Genomic DNA, 15,621 nt, shown 5'->3' with positions numbered 1-15,621 from the left:
GCCGAGGGCAACTCGGGCAGCTCCACGGCGCGCTTCACGGTGTCGCTGTCCAAGGCGGCGACCACCACGGTGACGGTGGGCTATGCGACGGCCAACGGGACCGCGACGGCCGGGCAGGACTACACCGCGGCCAGTGGCACCGTGAGCTTCGCCCCGGGGGTCGTCTCCCAGCAGATCAGCGTCAACGTCACCGGCGACACCACCGTGGAGCCCACTGAGACGTTCACCGTCACGCTGACCAACCCCACCGGCGCGACTCTGGCGACCGCGACGGCCACAGGCACCATCACCAACGACGACACCACCACCACACCGGGGACGTCGCTGCCGATCGCCAGCTACGACAAGGTGCTGGCGGCGTACTTCCCCGAGTGGGGGATCTACGGCCGCAACTTCCAGGTCGCCGACATCCCGGCCGAGCAGCTGACCCACGTCATCTACGCGTTCCTGGACGTCAAGCCCACCGGGGAGGTGGCGCTGTACGACAGCTTCGCCGCCGTCGACAAGCGCTTCGCCGCCAACGAGACGGTCACCGGTGAGGCCGACGCGTGGTACTACCCGCCGACCGATCCGCGTTCGCAGCAGACCGTGTGGGGCAACTTCAATCAGCTCGCCCAACTCAAGGCGAAGTACCCGCACCTGCGGGTGAGCATCGCGATCGGCGGCTGGACGCTGTCGGGCAACTTCAGCACCGTCGCCGCCACCGCCGCGGGCCGGGAGAAGATGGCGAACTCGATCGTCACCTTCCTCAACACCTACCGGATGTTCGACGGCGTCGACTTCGACTGGGAGTACCCGGGCGGCGGCGGGCTGGAGAGCAACTCGGTCAGCCCCAATGACGGCGCGAACTACGCCGAACTGCTCAAGGTGGTGCGCAGCAAGCTCACCACGCTGGGCCAGCAGCTGGGCCGCAAGTACGACATCTCGGTGGCCTCGCCGGCCGGATACGACAAGATCGCCAACTTCAACCTGGCCGGTCTGGCACCCAGCGTCGACTTCTTCAACCTGATGTCGTATGACTTCCACGGCACCTGGGAGAAGACCACCGGCCACCAGTCGGCCTTCACCGGCGACGCCAACGGCTACGACATCAAGACCGCGGTCGACCTCTATCTGGCCTCCGGGGTGAGCCCGAGCAAGATCGTGCTCGGGGCGCCGCTGTACACGCGGGGCTGGAGCGGTGTCGCCGACGGCGGCGACGGCGGATACCTGGAGGGCGCCAGCGGCGCGGCTCCGGGCACCTTCGAGGCCGGCGTCTACGACTACAAGGATCTGCTGCGCCAGGTGCAGGACCCCAACAGCGGCTGGCAGCTCTTCTGGGACGACAAGGCCCAGGCGGCCTACGTCTACAACCCGACGCTGAAGCTGTTCAGCTCGTTCGAGACACCCACCTCGATCGCCCAGAAGGCGCAGTGGGCCCAGGCGCTGGGTCTGGGCGGGATGATGTTCTGGGACATCACCAACGACGCGCTGGACTCTCCGGAGAGCCTGGTCAAGGCCGGCTACTCGGCGCTGGTGCTCAAGGAGGACCTGACCAAGATCCGCAACCGGTCGGGCCTGAAGAGCGAACGGATCATCGGCGGCGACGGGGTGATCACGCCGTTGCCGGTGACCCCGCCTTCCGTCTGAGGTGAGCTGACGCCGGTGGCATAGGGTTGAAGCGAGCCCAAGCCAGCGGAAGGGGATCGCCGTGGACTTCGCCCTGTCAGCCAAGGCCGCCGATTACCACCAGCGACTGACCGAGTTCATGGTCTCCGAGGTGCTGCCGGCGGAGAAGTCCTACGACGACTACCGCGCCGCGGCGGGCCCCGGGGACTTCACCGTGCCCCCGGTCGTCGAGGACCTCAAGAAGAAGGCCCGGGAGCGCGGGCTGTGGAACCTGTTCCTGCCCGCGGTCTCCGGACTGAGCAACCTGGAGTACGCGCCGCTGGCCGAGCTGACCGGGTGGAGCACCGAGATCGCCCCCGAGGTGATCAACTGCGCGGCGCCGGACACCGGCAACATGGAGGTGCTGCACATGTTCGGCACCGAGGAGCAGCAGCGCCAGTGGCTCAAGCCGCTACTCGACGGGGAGATCCGCAGCGCGTTCTCGATGACCGAGCCGGCGGTGGCCTCCAGCGACGCCCGCAACATCCAGACCTCGATCGTGCGCGACGGCGGCGACTACGTGATCAACGGCCGCAAGTGGTGGACGTCGGGCGCCAACGATCCGCGCTGCAAGGTGCTCATCGTGATGGGCCGCACCAACCCCGACGCCGCCAGCCACCAGCAGCAGTCGATGATCCTGGTGCCCGTCGACACACCGGGGGTCACCCTGCTGCGCTCCACGTCGGTGTTCGGCTGGCAGGACCAGCACGGCCACGCCGAGGTGGTCTACGACAACGTCCGGGTGCCCGCGACGAACCTGCTCGCCGAGGAGGGCATGGGATTCGCGATCGCCCAGGCGCGGCTCGGCCCGGGGCGCATCCACCACTGCATGCGCGCGATCGGGGTGGCCGAGCGGGCGCTGGCGCTGATGACCGAACGGGCCCGCACCCGCATCGCGTTCGGCAAGCCGCTGGCCGAGCAGGGCATGGTGCAGCAGCAGATCGCGCTGAGCCGCAACGAGATCGACCAGGCGCGGCTGCTGTGCGAAAAGGCCGCCTGGACCATCGACCAGCACGGCAACCGGGCCGCCTTCGCCCTGGTCTCCCAGATCAAGGCGGTCGCCCCGCTGATGGCCTGCACCGTGATCGACCGGGCCATCCAGGTGCACGGCGGCGGCGGGGTCAGCGACGACTTCCCGCTGGCGCGGATGTACGGCTGGCACCGGGCGATGCGGATCTTCGACGGTCCCGACGAGGTGCACCTGCGCACGGTCGCGCGGGCCGAACTCGGCCGCGAGCCGGGGCCGCTGGCCGCCGCGGCGATCCGCCGGTGAGCCACGAGCGGCTGTCCGGCGCGTGGAACTTCCGGGACGTCGCCGAGACCACCGGTGTGCTTCCCGGGCGGCTGTTCCGCTCCAGTGAGCTGTCCAACCTCGACGACGCCGGGCGGCTGATCCTGACCGAGGTCGGCGTCACCGACGTCGCCGACTTGCGCTCCCCCGCCGAGCTCCAGCGCCGGGGGCCGGGGGCGGTGCCCGAGGGTGTTGCGGTGCACAACCTTCCGTTCCCGGAAGTCAGCCACACCCACGACGGCGAGTCCCCGCACGAGTCGAGCTGGAACAAGATGCTCACCGAACCGTCCGACGAGGACCCCGCCGAGGCGGCGCTGCGCTGGATGACCGGCGAGTACGAGCGCTTCCCCACCCTGGCCGGCGCGCGGCGCGCGGTGCACCGCGTCGTCACGCTGCTCGGGCAGGACCGGCCGGTGCTGGTGCACTGCTTCGCGGGCAAGGATCGCACCGGCTTCGCCGTCGCGGTGGCCTGCGAGGCCGCCGGGGTGGACCGCGACGCGATCCTGGCCGACTACCTGCGCAGCAACGACGCGGTCGCCCGGTTGCGCGCGCGCATCCTGGAGACGATGCGCAGCCGCGAGGGCATGACCGACGAGGTGGTGTCCTTCGCCGCGTCCCGGCTGACCGACGAGGTGCTCGGGGTGCGCGAGGAGTACCTGGTCGCCGCCCGCCGGGTGCTCGATGAGACCTACGGCGGGCTGGCGGGCTATCTGACCGCCGCGGGCGTCACCGACGACGACGTCGCGCTTCTGCGCGCGCGCCTGCTCGGCTAACCCCCCGCTGTGCGGTTTCATCCGCAACCCACCGGTGCAGGCGTATCCAGATGCACCCTCGTCTACCAGGTTCGCGGGCAGCCGCGGGCCAGCAGAGCGGCACCGACCCGGTCGAGGAAGCCCCGCGGATTGTCGTGCAGCATCCCGCTGGTCAGCCGGATGTCGGTCCACCCGAGGTCGGCAAGCTGCGCGTAGCGCTCGATATCCCTGGTGTACTGGCGCGGATCGGTCCAGTGATGGGCCCCGTCGAAGTCCACGCCCACCCGCCACTGCGGCCATCCCATGTCGAGGCGGGCCACCACGGACCCGTCGGGGTCACAGACCCGCACCTGGGTCTGCGGCCGCGGAAATCCGTTCTGCACGAGCAGCATTCGGGTCATCGACTCATACGGTGACTCCGCGCCGCCGTCGATGATGCGCAGCACCCAGCGCAGGTTGCGCAACCCGCGGACCCGGGGGTGACGGGCGATGACGGCGTCGATCTCCTCGGGCTTGACGTCGGTGGCGTTCATCAGCGCGTCGATGCGCGGCACGGAGTGGCGGGGTGTGAGGCGCCGGCCGAGGTCGAAGGCGGTGCGGGCCGGGGTGGTCACCGGCAGGTCGTCGACGAACTGGGTTTCGCCGTCGAGCAACCGGTCACCGCGGACCACGATCAACCGGGGCGGACGTCGGTTGGTGTGCACGAGTTCGGCCGCGTTGTTCGGCTCGATCCAGCGGGCGCCGTGCAGCGCCGAGGCCGACAGGCTGGCCAGCACCCCGCGTCTCCCCGACCACAGCCACGCCGCCCGGGCCCGGGCCGTCGGGGTGAGGTCGGCCCCGCGGGCCACCCAGACGCCGGGGTAGACGGCGGTGTGGAACCGGCGCAGTTCGCGAAAGGTCAGCAGACCCGCGTCGAGGGCCTCGGCCGCCCGAAACGGGTGGGGGATCGGCTGCATGCCCCGCACGATGGCAGCCGGATCGGCCGACGCGTCGACGCCGAGGGGCGGTTATGCACAGCCCGGCCCCGCGAGTGTGTCGATCGATACGGGCTGGGCGGCGTGTTGGGGATGAAACTGCACAACGGGGGGTTAGGCGAGGACGCCGACGACCCACACCGCCGTCGCCAGCAGCGCGGCGGCCAGTTCCACGCCCACCGACAGGGCCACCCCCTTGAGGGCGTGCACCGTCGACGCCCAGGCCTGCCGGCGGTCGCGGCGCTGGACGAACTCCGCGAGATAGACGCCCAGCACGAAGCCGATCAGCAGACCGACGACCGGGACGACGAAGAACCCGATGATGCCCAGCACCGCACCGGCGATCAGGGAGCGGTTGCTGACGTCGGCGGCGCGCATCCGCCGGGCCGGCCAGAGGTATTTCACCAGCAGCCCCGCGGCGAGCACACCGGTGACGACGCCGAGCACCACCCACGCCGACGTGGTGCGCTCGAGCACCGCCCACACCGCGATCGCCGCCCAGACCAGCAGCGTGCCGGGCAGCACCGGCACCAGGATGCCGGCCAGGCCGACGGCGATGGCCACGGCGACCAAGATCACGCCGCCGGTCGTCACCTGCGCGTCAGAGCTTGAAGCCGGCCAGCTTCGGCGCCGAGAGGTCGTCGATGGCCGACCAGTTCGCGGCGATGTCGTCGACGCTCGGCACGTGGTCGAAGGTCACGCCGTCGTTCTGGAACAGCGCGGCCCGCTGCACCTTGCCGCCGCCGACGATGAACACCGACCCGGAGTCGGGCACCTCCTCGCCGCACAGGTAGCCCACCACCGGCGCGACGTACTCGGGGGTGAGCTTCTTGAACAGCTCGGGCGGCAGGATGTCCTCGGTCATCCGGGTGGCCGCGATCGGCGCCAGCGCGTTGGCCTTGATGTTGTACTTGGCGCCCTCCTGGGCCAGCGTGTTGATCAGCCCGACCAGACCCAGTTTGGCGGCGCTGTAGTTGGCCTGCCCGAAGTTGCCGAACAGTCCGCTGGTGGAGGTGGCCACCACGATGCGGCCGTAGGACTGCTCCCGGAAGTGCGGCCAGGCCGCGCGGATGACGTGGTAGCCGCCGTAGAGGTGCACCTTGACCACCGCGTCCCAGCTGTCGAACGTCATCTTGTGGAAGGTGCCGTCGCGCAGGATGCCGGCGTTGCTCACCACGCCGTGGATGGCGCCGAACTCCTCGAGGGCGGTCTTGACGCTGTCCTCGGCGCCGGCGGCGTCGGCCACCGAGTCGTAGGTGGCCACCGCCCGGCCGCCGGCCCCGGTGATCTCGGCGACCACCTGGTCGGCCATCGCCGATCCCGCGCCGGTGCCGTCGCGGGCGCCGCCGAGGTCGTTGACCACGACGCTGGCGCCCTCGCGGGCCAGGGTCAGCGCGTACTCGCGGCCCAGTCCGCCGCCGGCGCCGGTGACGACGATGACTCGGTCCTGCACTCCGGGCATGGGGGTTCCTTCCTCGGGACGGTCGTGAATCAGGTGCGCTGGGCGATGACGTAGGTGGAGTAACTGTCGGTCTCCTGCAGGGCGGGCACGTCGGTCCACCGGTCGAGACGCTTCATCTCGTCGGCCGACCCGGTGCCCGTCGCGCTCCAGCCGTGCGCGGTGAGCCACTCGACCAGGTTCGCGCGGTGCGGGTCGTTGTAGGTCAGCTCCTGGATGTCCACCGAGCGGTCCAGGCCGAGTTGATCGGTCATCTTCTCGAAGCGTTCGCGCATCACCGCGCGGCGCTCCTCGTCGTGGAACTCGACCGCCTCGGCGGACAGCCGGCTGCCCGGGGCGCTCAGTTCGGTGACCAACTCGAACAACCGGTCCTGGGCCTCGGCGGGCAGGTACATCAGCAGACCCTCGGCCAGCCACGCGGTCGGCCGGGACGCGTCGAAGCCCGCGCGCACCAGCGCGGCCGGCCAGTCCTGGCGCAGATCGACGGCAACCTCGCGGCGTTCGGCGGTCGGCTCGACGCCGTGCTCGCGCAGCCGCGCGGCCTTGTACTCCAGCACCTTGGGCTGGTCGACCTCGTAGACGACGGTGCCCGCCGGCCAGTTCAGCCGGTAGGCGCGCGAGTCCAGCCCGGCGGCCAGGATGACGATCTGGCGGATGCCGGCCTCGGCGGCCTCGGTGTAGAAGGTGTCGAAGAACAGCGTGCGCACCGCCTGGTAGCCGAGCATGTTGGTGAAGACCGCCGCGGCGTCGGGGTCGATCTCGGCCATCCGCGCCGGCAGCGACTCCTCGAGGAAGTTGTCCCACATGCCGGTGCCCGCCCCGGCGACCAGCATCCGGGCGTAGGGGTCGCGGATGAGCGGGTCGTCGCTTTCGGTCTCGCGGGCGCGGGCGGCGGCGACCATCACCGCGGTCGCCCCCACGCTGGTGGCGATGTCCCAGGTGTCGTCGTCGCTGCGCAGGCTGCTCATGAGCGTCATCCTAGCGACAGTTAGATCGTCTACTGGAACGGTCCTGCCCCGGCGCTGGCCTACTGTCTATGACCATGCCGACCGTGGCGACCCGGGAGTCCTACTTCGAGACCGGTCTGGAGATCCTCGCCGACCGCGGTCTGGGCGGACTCAAGCTGGCCGAGGTGTGCGCCCGGCTGGGGGTGACGACCGGATCGTTCTACCACTACTTCACCGGCTGGCAGGCCTACACCCGCGAGCTGGTGGGGTACTGGATGCAGGACCGCACCGTGCGACTGGCCGAGATGTTCCGCGCCGAGCCCGACCCGCGCAAGCGGGTGCGGGTGATCATCCAGACCGCGCTGGCACTGCCGCACGGTGCCGAGGCCGCCATCCGCGCCTGGAGTTCGGTGGACCCCGACGTGCACGCCGTGCAGGTCGAGGTCGACCGGCAGCGCTTCACGGTGTGCTACGAGTACGCCCTCGAGATCGTCGGCGATCCGCGTCAGGCCGAGGTGTTCGCGCACTGGGCGGTGTATCTGCTCATCGGCTACGAACAGTCGACGCTGCAGCGCGACCCCCGGGTGTACGAGTGGGTGTCCACCCTGATGCTCGAGGACCTGGAGTCGGGCCGCTTCGCCGGCGTCCCGCCGCGGTGAGCGCACTCGCCGAGCGGATCCGGGCCCGCGACCCCGAGGGCGACGGCGCGCGGCGCGCACTGCGCGCGGCGATCTTCATCCCGCTGGCCGCGGCGGTCGGGTTCGCCGTCGGCGACGGCACCCAGACCCCGGTGTTCAGCCTCTTCGGGGCGATCGCCCTGCTGATCGCCGCGGACTTCCCCGGCGGCGCCGTCCTGCGCGCGCAGGGTTACCTCGGGCTGGCGGTCGTCGGCGCGGGGCTGATCACCGTGGCGACGCTGACCGCGCCGCACCCGTGGGTGTCGGTGCCGCTGTGCTTCGTCGTCGGGGCGGTGGTCAGTTTCCTCGGTCTGCTCAACCCGGTCATCGCGGCCGGACAGCGCGCCACGCTGATCACCTTCGTGCTGCCGGTGTGCCTGCGCCCGGTCGGTCCGCTGGGCGACCGGTTGTTCGGCTGGGTGATCGCGGTGGTGATCTGCGTACCCGCCGCGCTGCTGGTGTTCCCGCCGCGCTACACCGGCCAGCTGCGCCGGCAGACCGGGGCGGTGTGCACCGCGCTGGCCGACCGGCTCACCGGCGCCGCCACCGCCGAGGAGCTCACCATCGCGATGGACACCCTGCGCTCGGGGTTCCTCGGCGCCGCGGTGCGGCCGGTCACCATGACCGCGGGCAGCCGCGCGCTGATCCGGGTGATCCCCAACCTGGGGTGGCTGTGCGCCCGGGTCGGCCCGGACACCGCGGCGTTGCTCGGATCGCTGACCCCGCCGGCCACCCGGGTGCTGCGGGCGGCGGCCGCCGTGCTCGACGCACCAGGGCGCGCCGACCCGCACGGGCGGGCCCGCGGGGAACTCGACGACGCGCTGAGCGCGCACCGCGACGCCGTGCTCAACCGCTACCGCAACGAGATCGACGACGTCCTCGACGCCCCCGACGACGCCGCCGCGGTCGGGCTGGGCCGCGCGCTGTTCCAGGGGCGCATCATCAGCGCCACGATCGGTCTGGTCGGGCGGATCGTCGCCGCCGCGGCAGCCACCGAGGCCCGGCCGTGGTGGGCCAAGCTGTTCGAGCGCCAACTGCCCGAGACCGGCGTCGCCGACCGGGTGTTCACCCGGTGGACGGCGATCACCTCGCTGGGCGGCTACGTCAGCACCCGCTCGATCACCGTGCTCAACAGCGTGCGCACCGGCACGGGCCTGGCGCTGGCACTGGTCGTCACACTCGTGCTGCCGGTGCAGAACGCTCCGTGGGTGGCGTTGGGCGCACTGGCGGTGCTGCGCAGCGGCGCGCTGAGCACGCGGACCACGGCGGTGCGCGCGGTGACCGGCACGGTGATCGGGTTCGTCATCGGCGCCTCGGTGATCACGGTGCTCGGGGTGGACCGGCCGGTGCTGTTGGCGTTGCTGCCGCTGGTCGCGTTCGGCTCGACCTACGTCACCGCGGTGGGTTCGTTCACCGCGAGCCAGGCGATGTTCACCATGATGGTGCTGATCGTGTTCAACCTGGAGTTGCCGACCGGCTGGCAGATCGGACTGGTGCGCCTCGAGGACGTCGTGGTGGGGGCGCTGGTCGCGATGGTGGTCTCGCTGTTGCTGTGGCCCGGCGGCGCGGCGAGCGCGGTGCACCGCGCGATCGCCGGGGCGATGGCGGTCAACGCGCACTATCTGGCGGCGACGGTCGAACGGGTCACCCGCGGCGCCTCCGAGCAGATCGACGACCGGATCACCGCGCTGCACCAGGACAGCCTCGTCGCGGTGCGCACCTACGGCGACGCGTTTCGCACCTACGTGGCGGAGAACGGCGGCGCCGTCGACGCGACCGAACTTCAGGCCAGCGGTCTGATCGCGCGGGTGCGCACCAGCGCCGACCTGATCGCCGATCTGGTGCCGCCGCCGCTGACGGTCTACCCGCGGGCGCGCAAGGTCATCGAGGCGCACACCGCCGCGCTGCGCGGCCAACTCGACGGCACCGACCCGGCCGGCTCGGCGGAGTCGATCGGCGAGGAGTTCATCCCGGCGCTGCGGGCCGAGGCCGAGGGCGAACTCGCGGCCGCGGCCGCGCTGCCGCTGGTGACGGTGGCGGCCAACATCGGCGAACTCGAGCAGGCCCGCTAACCGAGGACCGCCAGCGCCGCCGCCCGGGCCTCGGCCGGTGCGCCGGTGGCCAGCACCGCGTCGGCGGCCCGGCGGCACTGCTCCAGGGTCACCGAGGCGAGTTTGGCGCCGACGGCGCTGACCGCGCTGGCCGCCGCCGACAGCGAGCTGACCCCCAGCCCGGTGAGCACGCACGCCAGCAGCGGGTCGGCGGCGGCCTCCCCGCACACCCCGACCGGTTTCCCGGCGGCGGCTCCGGCGCGCGCGGTCGCGGCGACCAGGGCGATCACCCCGGGCTGCCACGGGTCGGTGAGGGTGGCCAGGTCCGAGGACATCCGGTCGGCGGCCATCGTGTACTGCGCCAGGTCGTTGGTGCCGATGGAGAGGAACTCCACGTGCGCCAGGATCCGGTCGGCCAGCAGCGCGGCGGCGGGCACCTCGACCATCACCCCGGGCACCAGCTGGCGGCGGCGCACCGCCTCGGCGAAACGGCGGGCCTCGTCGGGGGTGGCGATCATCGGGGCCATCACCCACGGCGCGGCGCCGGTGCGCGCGGCCGCCTCGGCGATCGCGTCGAGCTGGTGGTCGAGCAGCGCGGGGTTGCCGTGCGCGATGCGCACCCCGCGCACGCCCAGCGCCGGGTTGGCCTCGTCGGCGTGGTGGGCGAAGCGCAGCGGCTTGTCCGAGCCGGCGTCGAGGGTGCGGATGACGACCTTGCGCCCGGCGAACGCGTCGAGCACCTCGGCGTAGATGTCGGCCTGCTCGGCGACGGTGGGTTCGCTGTCGCGGTCCAGGAAGCACAGCTCGGTGCGAAACAGCCCGATGCCCTCGGCGGGGGTCTGGCGCGCGCCGCGGCACCGTCGCCGACGTTGGCCAGGATCGACACCGGATGCCCGTCGGAGGTCGCGCCGGGGCCGCGCCAGCCGGCGCTCGCCTCGGCGGCGGCCTCGGCGGCCTGCACGGCGGTGCGCGCCGCGGCCGGGTCGGGCTGCAGCGTCACGGTGCCGCGGGTGCCGTCGAGCAGCACCGGGGTGCCGGGCGCGACGGCGTCCAACCCGCCGACCGCGACCACGCACGGGATGGCGAGCTGGCGGGCGATGATCGCGGTGTGGCTGGTCGGCCCGCCCAGGCTGGTGGCCAGTCCGACCACCAGCGCGGGGTCCAGCCCGGCGGTGTCGGCGGGGGCGAGGTCCTCGGCGCACAGGATCGACGGCTCGGCGGGCACCGGCACGCCCGGCTCGGGCAGCCCGGCCAGTTCGGCGAGCACCCGGTCGCGGATGTCCTTGAGGTCGGTGACCCGTTCGGCCATCAGACCGCCCATCGTGGTGAACAACTCGATGAACTGGGTGGCCGCGGCGGCGGTCGCCCGTATCGCGGGCATGCCGGCCTTGATCGCCTTCTGCGCCGCGCCCAGCCAGGCCCGGTCCTGGGCGAGTTGGGCGGTCGCGCCGAGCACCTCGGCGGCCGCGCCGGCGGCGGCCGCGGCCCGCTCGCGCAGCCTCTGGGCGACGGCGGCGGCGGCCTGCTCGAAGCGGGCCAACTCGGTGTCGCGGTCGGGTTCGGGCAGCTCACCGCCGGGGTCGAGGTCGTCGATGCTCGGCAGCCGGCCGGTGGTGATCACCGGGGCGTAGCGCAGGCCGGGGACGACGGGCACGCCCTGCAGCACCGTCGGGTTGCTCATGCAAGGGATTACAGCACCCGGGGTGCCGTCGTATCCGGGGTTCGCGGCCACCAGCGTGCGTCCCGATACGGGGGTGGCGGCGTGTTGCGTACGGCGACGCACAGTCGCGGGGGGCGGTAGCTTGCTGTGCAGGCGCAGAAGTCACGAAGGAGTCCGCATGCCCAGCAAGACCGTCACCGTCGGTTCGGCGGTGGGACTGCACGCCCGCCCCGCCGCGGTCATCGCCGAGGCGGTGGTCAGCGCCGGTGTGCCGGTGACGCTGTCGCTCGACGGCGGCGAACCGGTGGACGCCGGCTCGGCGCTGATGATCATGACCCTGGGCGCGGGCAACGGCGCGCAGGTGACCGTCGAGGCCGACGACGAGGCGGTGCTGGCCCGAATCGCTGAACTCGTCGAGCAGGACCTCGACGCCTGAGACTCAGGCGTTCTGGGTGGCGTCGTCCCAGGCGTCGTACCAGGCGTCGTACCAGGCGTTGTACCCGCCGAGCACGTCGCTGACGTCGTCGAAGCCGCGCCGGCGCAGCAGGCTGGCCGCCACCGAGGAGCGGTAGCCGCCCGCGCAGTAGACGACCGTCGGCCGGCGGGTGTCGAGTTCGCCGAGCCGGCCGGGCAGCTGGCCGACCGGGATGTTGACCGCCCCGGGGATCATGCCCGCCGCGGCCTCGCCCGGGTTGCGCACGTCGACGATCTGCAACTCCGGCACGTCGGCGATGCGCTCGCCGAGCGCGTTGGTGGTCAGCCGGGAGGCCACCTGCACGTCGTCGCGGTGGGTGAACATCTGCGTGTACGGGTCGGCGAGATAGCCGATCACTTTGTCGAAGCCGATGCGGGCCAGCCGGTTCTTGCCCTCCAGCACGCGGTCGGGGTCGGTCATCAGCACGAGGTCGACGTCGGGGGTGATCACCGAGCCGGCGAACTCCGCGTAGCGGCCCTCCAGGCCGATGTTGATCGCGCCGGCGAAGTGTCCGGTGGCGAACTCCTCGGGCGTGCGCCCGTCGACGAGGACCGCCCCGGCGGCCAGCGCCGCGCGCATCGCGTCGTAGGTCATCGCCGGGGGCATGCGGGTCTCGTCGAGAAGCTCGCGGCCCTGCCGGTTGAGCATGGCGTTGTAGACGAAGTAGCCCGGCGCGGGCGGCTGGCCCTCGGTGACCAGTTCGACGAAGGTCGCCCGGTCCGGGGCGCGCAGCGCGTAGTTGGTCGTGCGCTGCTCGCCCATCGTCGACCACAGTTCGGTGGACAGGTTCTTGCCGCACGCCGATCCCGCGCCGTGGGCGGGGTAGACCCGGGTGGCGTCGGGCAGCGGCATGAGCTTGGTGTGCAGCGAGTCATACAGCTTGTCGGCCAGCTCGTCGCGGGTGAACCCGATCGAGGCCAGCAGGTCGGGGCGGCCCACGTCGCCGATGAACAGGGTGTCGCCGGTGAGCACGCCGTAGGGCTGGGTCGCCTGCGGGGTCTGGTAGATCACGATGCTCATCGACTCCGGGGTGTGCCCGGGGGTGTGGCGGAACTCCAGCTGGACCTGCCCCAGCGAGTAGCGCTCGCCGTCGGCGACGGCCAGGAAGTCGAACTCGGGCTGGGCCACCGAGGAGTAGACGATGCGCGCGCCGGTGGCCTCGGCCAGCTCCAGATGCCCGGAGAGGAAGTCGGCGTGGAAGTGCGTCTCGATGACCAGCTCGATGGTCATGCCGAGCTCGGCGGCGTCGGCGAGGTACTCGCTGACGTCGCGCTGCGGGTCGACGACGACCGCGCGCCCGGTGGTCTCGTCACCGATCAGGTAGGAGGCGTGCGAGAGGCACTCGAGGTAATACTGGGTGAACTTCATGCCCCGATTTTATATACCCCCGGAGGTATACGCAACCGGGGGGTCACAGCCCGCTGATCCGCTGGATCGGCAGCCGCGGGCCGCGCCGCGGCAGCCGGGCCAGGCCGCTGACCTCCAGCAGCCGCACCGCCCGGTAGCGGTGCGGGCGCACCGGTTCGAGCAGTTCGACCATCGCCGCGTCGTCGACCGGCCGGCCCAGCAGCGTCCAGCCGATCATCGCCGAGAGGTGGTAGTCGCCGACCGAGAGCGCGTCGGGGTCGCCCAGGGCGCGCTGGGCGGTCTCGGCCGCCGTCCACACCCCGACCCCGGGCAGCGCGGTGAGCGGCCCGGCGTCGCGCAGCCGCTCCAGCGCGTCAGCCCGCCGGGCGGCGCCGACCAGGGTGCGCGCCCGGCCCGGGTCGACGTTGGCGCGGTGGAACTCCCAGGACGGGATGGCCCGCCACACCTCCGCCGCCGGGGGCACCCGCATGCCCGCCGGGGCGGGGCCGGGCGCGGGCGTGCCGAACCGGGTGACCAGCAGCCGCCAGGAGCGAAACGAGTCCGCGCCGGGCACCCGCTGCTCGAGGATCGCCGGGATCAGCGCCTCCAGCACCCGCCCGGTGCGCCCGAGGCGCAGGTGCGGCACCCGGCGCTGCGCGGCGGCCAGCACCTCGTGGGTCGGGGCGAAGCCGGTCGGGTCGTCGTCGGCGCCGAGCAGCGCGGGCAGCGCGTCGAGGAACTCCCCCGCCCCGTCGCCCCAGGCCCGGCAGTGCACGGTGTCGGGGGCGGTGCGCGCGAGGCGCGCGGTGACCGGGCCGCTGCGCTGCAGGCTGGTGCGCCAGATCGCCCGCTCGGCGTCGACCTGGAAGCACGGGTCGCGCGGGCCGCGCCGGTGCGGTGCGAGGGTGTGGCCGGGGCTGACCGGGCCGGGCAGGGTCAGCGTGCGTTCGGCGGGCGGGGACACGAAACCCTCAGGGGCGCCCGGTGATTCGGTCGGCCAGCGCGGCGATCGGGGAGGTCGCAGCCCGGCCGCCGGCCTCGTGGCGGTCGGCGAGCTTGTAGGCGGTGTACAGCCCGCGCACGCCCAGCCAGCGCAGCGGTTCGGGCTCCCAGGCGCGCGAGCGGTGCCCGACCCAGGGCAGCGCGGTCAGCTCGGTGCGGCGCTTGAGCACCAGGTCGGCCAGGGTGCGCCCGGCGAGGTTGGTGGCGGTCACCCCGTGGCCGACGTAGCCGCCGGCCTCGCCGAGTCCGGTGGCCGGGTCGAAGCGCACCGTGGCGGTCCAGTCGCGCGGCACGGCGAGCACCCCGCACCAGGCGTGCGCGATCGGCACGCCGCGGGTCTGCGGCAGCGCGGCGGTGAGCACCCCGGTGAGGTGGTCGACGGTGTGCTGGCCGACCGCGCCGTCGCGGTCGGTGCGCGAGCCGTAGCGGTAGGGCACCGCCCGCCCGCCCAGGGCGATGCGCCCGTCGGCGGTGCGCTGGGCGTAGAAGAAGCCGTGCGCGAGGTCCCCGAGGGTCTCGCAGCCCGCCCAGCCGATGCGCTGCCAGGTCTGGGCGGGCAGCGGCGCGGTGGCGATCATCGCGCTGTTCATCGGCAGCCAGCGCCGCCGCAGCCCGGCCATCCGGGCGGTGAACCCCTCGGTGGCGCGCAGCACCACCGGGGCGCGCACCGTCCCGCGCGCGGTGTCGGCCCGCCCGGGGGCGATCGCGCTGACCGGGGTCTGCTCGTAGAGGTCGACCCCGAGGCGCTCGACGGCCTCGGCCAGCCCGCGCACCAGTTTGGCCGGCTGCACGCGCGCGCAGTGCGGGTTGAACGCACCCAGCACCGCCCCGTCGACGGCGACGCGCGCGGTGGCCTCGGCGGCGGTGAGCAGCCGCACGTCGGTCACGCCCCAGCGGCGCTCCTCCTCGACCTCGGCGCGCAGCCGGCGGGCCTGGGCGAGGTTACGCGCGACCTCCAGCGTGCCGCCCTTGACGATGTCGGCGTCGATGCCCTCGCGGGCGGCCACCGCGATCACCTCGTCGACGGCGTCGTTGAGGGCGCGCTGCCAGGCCAGCACGGCGTCGCGGCCGTGCTCGGCGGCCAGCAGGCCGCGGTGGCCCGGCGCCAGGCCGGACAGCCAGCCGCCGTTGCGCCCGGAGGCGCCGAACCCGGCGAAGCGGGCCTCCAGCACGGTCACCCGCAGCGTCGGGTCGAGCTGTTTGAGCGAGTAGGCCGTCCACAGCCCGGTGAAACCCGCCCCGACGATGCACACGTCGGCGTCGCGGTCGCCGGGCAGTGCGGGGCGCGGGGTGGGCAGCTCGGCGAACCAGTGCGAGACGGCGCCGTTGGTGGTCACAG

At 72.7% G+C, this 15,621-nt stretch carries 13 protein-coding genes and 1 pseudogene; 6 read left to right on the top strand and 8 right to left on the bottom strand.

The features are described 5' to 3' along the window. The 3 genes from ACKOB8_RS02260 to ACKOB8_RS02250 all read left to right on the top strand — a co-directional run. A partial coding sequence (locus tag ACKOB8_RS02260; protein ID WP_526375211.1) for a glycosyl hydrolase family 18 protein occupies nt 1-1,629 on the top strand: 1,629 nt, incomplete at its 5' end. A 73-nt stretch (nt 1,630-1,702) separates the two neighbouring features. Then, a complete protein-coding gene (locus ACKOB8_RS02255) occupies nt 1,703-2,920 on the top strand; it encodes an acyl-CoA dehydrogenase family protein (protein WP_526375215.1) in 1,218 nt (405 codons plus the stop codon). Next, complete coding sequence (locus tag ACKOB8_RS02250) at nt 2,917-3,711, top strand: tyrosine-protein phosphatase (RefSeq protein WP_526375209.1); 795 nt, start codon at nt 2,917-2,919, stop codon at nt 3,709-3,711. Before ACKOB8_RS02255 ends, ACKOB8_RS02250 begins: the two co-directional genes overlap by 4 nt. Before the next feature lie 62 nt (nt 3,712-3,773). Here the strand turns inward: ACKOB8_RS02250 and ACKOB8_RS02245 are convergent, their stop codons facing one another. The 4 genes from ACKOB8_RS02245 to ACKOB8_RS02230 all read right to left on the bottom strand — a co-directional run bounded on the left by ACKOB8_RS02245 (nt 3,774) and on the right by ACKOB8_RS02230 (nt 7,091). Continuing rightward, nucleotides 3,774-4,646 carry a type IV toxin-antitoxin system AbiEi family antitoxin gene (locus tag ACKOB8_RS02245; protein ID WP_526375207.1) on the bottom strand — a complete coding sequence of 291 codons (873 nt, stop codon included), beginning with the start codon at nt 4,644-4,646 and terminating at the stop codon, nt 3,774-3,776. A gap of 132 nt (nt 4,647-4,778) precedes the next feature. Next, nucleotides 4,779-5,258 (bottom strand): DUF456 family protein, encoded by a 480-nt coding sequence (locus tag ACKOB8_RS02240; RefSeq protein WP_526375205.1) that lies wholly within the window; start codon nt 5,256-5,258, stop codon nt 4,779-4,781. Nucleotides 5,259-5,265: 7 nt separating this feature from the next. Then, complete coding sequence (locus tag ACKOB8_RS02235; RefSeq protein ID WP_526375203.1) at nt 5,266-6,126, bottom strand: SDR family oxidoreductase; 861 nt, start codon at nt 6,124-6,126, stop codon at nt 5,266-5,268. A gap of 29 nt (nt 6,127-6,155) precedes the next feature. Next, the gene (locus ACKOB8_RS02230; RefSeq protein WP_526375201.1) at nt 6,156-7,091 is read right to left on the bottom strand and encodes a class I SAM-dependent methyltransferase; all 936 of its coding nucleotides are present in this window, start codon (nt 7,089-7,091) and stop codon (nt 6,156-6,158) included. Between the two features lie 74 nt (nt 7,092-7,165). On the opposite strand from ACKOB8_RS02230, the gene ACKOB8_RS02225 reads away from it, so the two are divergent. Both ACKOB8_RS02225 and ACKOB8_RS02220 read left to right on the top strand, forming a co-directional pair. Continuing rightward, on the top strand, nt 7,166-7,729 hold the full coding sequence (locus ACKOB8_RS02225; RefSeq protein ID WP_526375213.1) for a TetR/AcrR family transcriptional regulator: 564 nt from the start codon (nt 7,166-7,168) through the stop codon (nt 7,727-7,729). Beyond that, nucleotides 7,726-9,819 carry an FUSC family protein gene (locus ACKOB8_RS02220; RefSeq protein ID WP_526375199.1) on the top strand — a complete coding sequence of 698 codons (2,094 nt, stop codon included), beginning with the start codon at nt 7,726-7,728 and terminating at the stop codon, nt 9,817-9,819. Before ACKOB8_RS02225 ends, ACKOB8_RS02220 begins: the two co-directional genes overlap by 4 nt. Here ACKOB8_RS02220 and ACKOB8_RS02215 read toward each other — a convergent pair. Beyond that, a pseudogene (locus tag ACKOB8_RS02215) lies at nt 9,816-11,479 on the bottom strand (putative PEP-binding protein). The gene ACKOB8_RS02220 and the pseudogene ACKOB8_RS02215 overlap by 4 nt on opposite strands. Nucleotides 11,480-11,636: 157 nt before the next feature. On the opposite strand from ACKOB8_RS02215, the gene ACKOB8_RS02210 reads away from it, so the two are divergent. After that, the gene (locus tag ACKOB8_RS02210; RefSeq protein ID WP_526375197.1) at nt 11,637-11,894 is read left to right on the top strand and encodes an HPr family phosphocarrier protein; all 258 of its coding nucleotides are present in this window, start codon (nt 11,637-11,639) and stop codon (nt 11,892-11,894) included. Between the two features lie 3 nt (nt 11,895-11,897). On the opposite strand, the gene ACKOB8_RS02205 is transcribed toward ACKOB8_RS02210, so the two are convergent. The 3 genes from ACKOB8_RS02205 to ACKOB8_RS02195 are packed head-to-tail and all read right to left on the bottom strand — an operon-like array spanning nt 11,898 to nt 15,619. Continuing rightward, the gene (locus ACKOB8_RS02205; RefSeq protein ID WP_526375195.1) at nt 11,898-13,301 is read right to left on the bottom strand and encodes an MBL fold metallo-hydrolase; all 1,404 of its coding nucleotides are present in this window, start codon (nt 13,299-13,301) and stop codon (nt 11,898-11,900) included. 43 nt (nt 13,302-13,344) lie between these two features. After that, nucleotides 13,345-14,244 carry a DNA-3-methyladenine glycosylase family protein gene (locus ACKOB8_RS02200; RefSeq protein ID WP_526375193.1) on the bottom strand — a complete coding sequence of 300 codons (900 nt, stop codon included), beginning with the start codon at nt 14,242-14,244 and terminating at the stop codon, nt 13,345-13,347. A 7-nt stretch (nt 14,245-14,251) separates the two neighbouring features. Continuing rightward, the gene (locus ACKOB8_RS02195) at nt 14,252-15,619 is read right to left on the bottom strand and encodes an NAD(P)/FAD-dependent oxidoreductase (protein WP_526375191.1); all 1,368 of its coding nucleotides are present in this window, start codon (nt 15,617-15,619) and stop codon (nt 14,252-14,254) included. Nucleotides 15,620-15,621: the final 2 nt, after the last annotated feature.

Source organism: Mycobacterium sp., from assembly GCF_046091765.1.
Classification (GTDB): domain Bacteria; phylum Actinomycetota; class Actinomycetes; order Mycobacteriales; family Mycobacteriaceae; genus Mycobacterium.
This window is presented reverse-complemented; position numbering and strand designations above follow the sequence as displayed.

What these genes read in the sequence shown, in the direction of transcription:
- ACKOB8_RS02230 (WP_526375201.1), bottom strand. Translation starts at nt 7,091, where the DNA reads ATGAGCAGCCTGCGCAGCGACGACGACACCTGGGACATCGCCACCAGC.
- ACKOB8_RS02210 (WP_526375197.1), top strand. Translation starts at nt 11,637, where the DNA reads ATGCCCAGCAAGACCGTCACCGTCGGTTCGGCGGTGGGACTGCACGCC.
- ACKOB8_RS02205 (WP_526375195.1), bottom strand. Translation starts at nt 13,301, where the DNA reads ATGAAGTTCACCCAGTATTACCTCGAGTGCCTCTCGCACGCCTCCTAC.
- ACKOB8_RS02245 (WP_526375207.1), bottom strand. Translation starts at nt 4,646, where the DNA reads ATGCAGCCGATCCCCCACCCGTTTCGGGCGGCCGAGGCCCTCGACGCG.
- ACKOB8_RS02225 (WP_526375213.1), top strand. Translation starts at nt 7,166, where the DNA reads ATGCCGACCGTGGCGACCCGGGAGTCCTACTTCGAGACCGGTCTGGAG.
- ACKOB8_RS02235 (WP_526375203.1), bottom strand. Translation starts at nt 6,126, where the DNA reads ATGCCCGGAGTGCAGGACCGAGTCATCGTCGTCACCGGCGCCGGCGGC.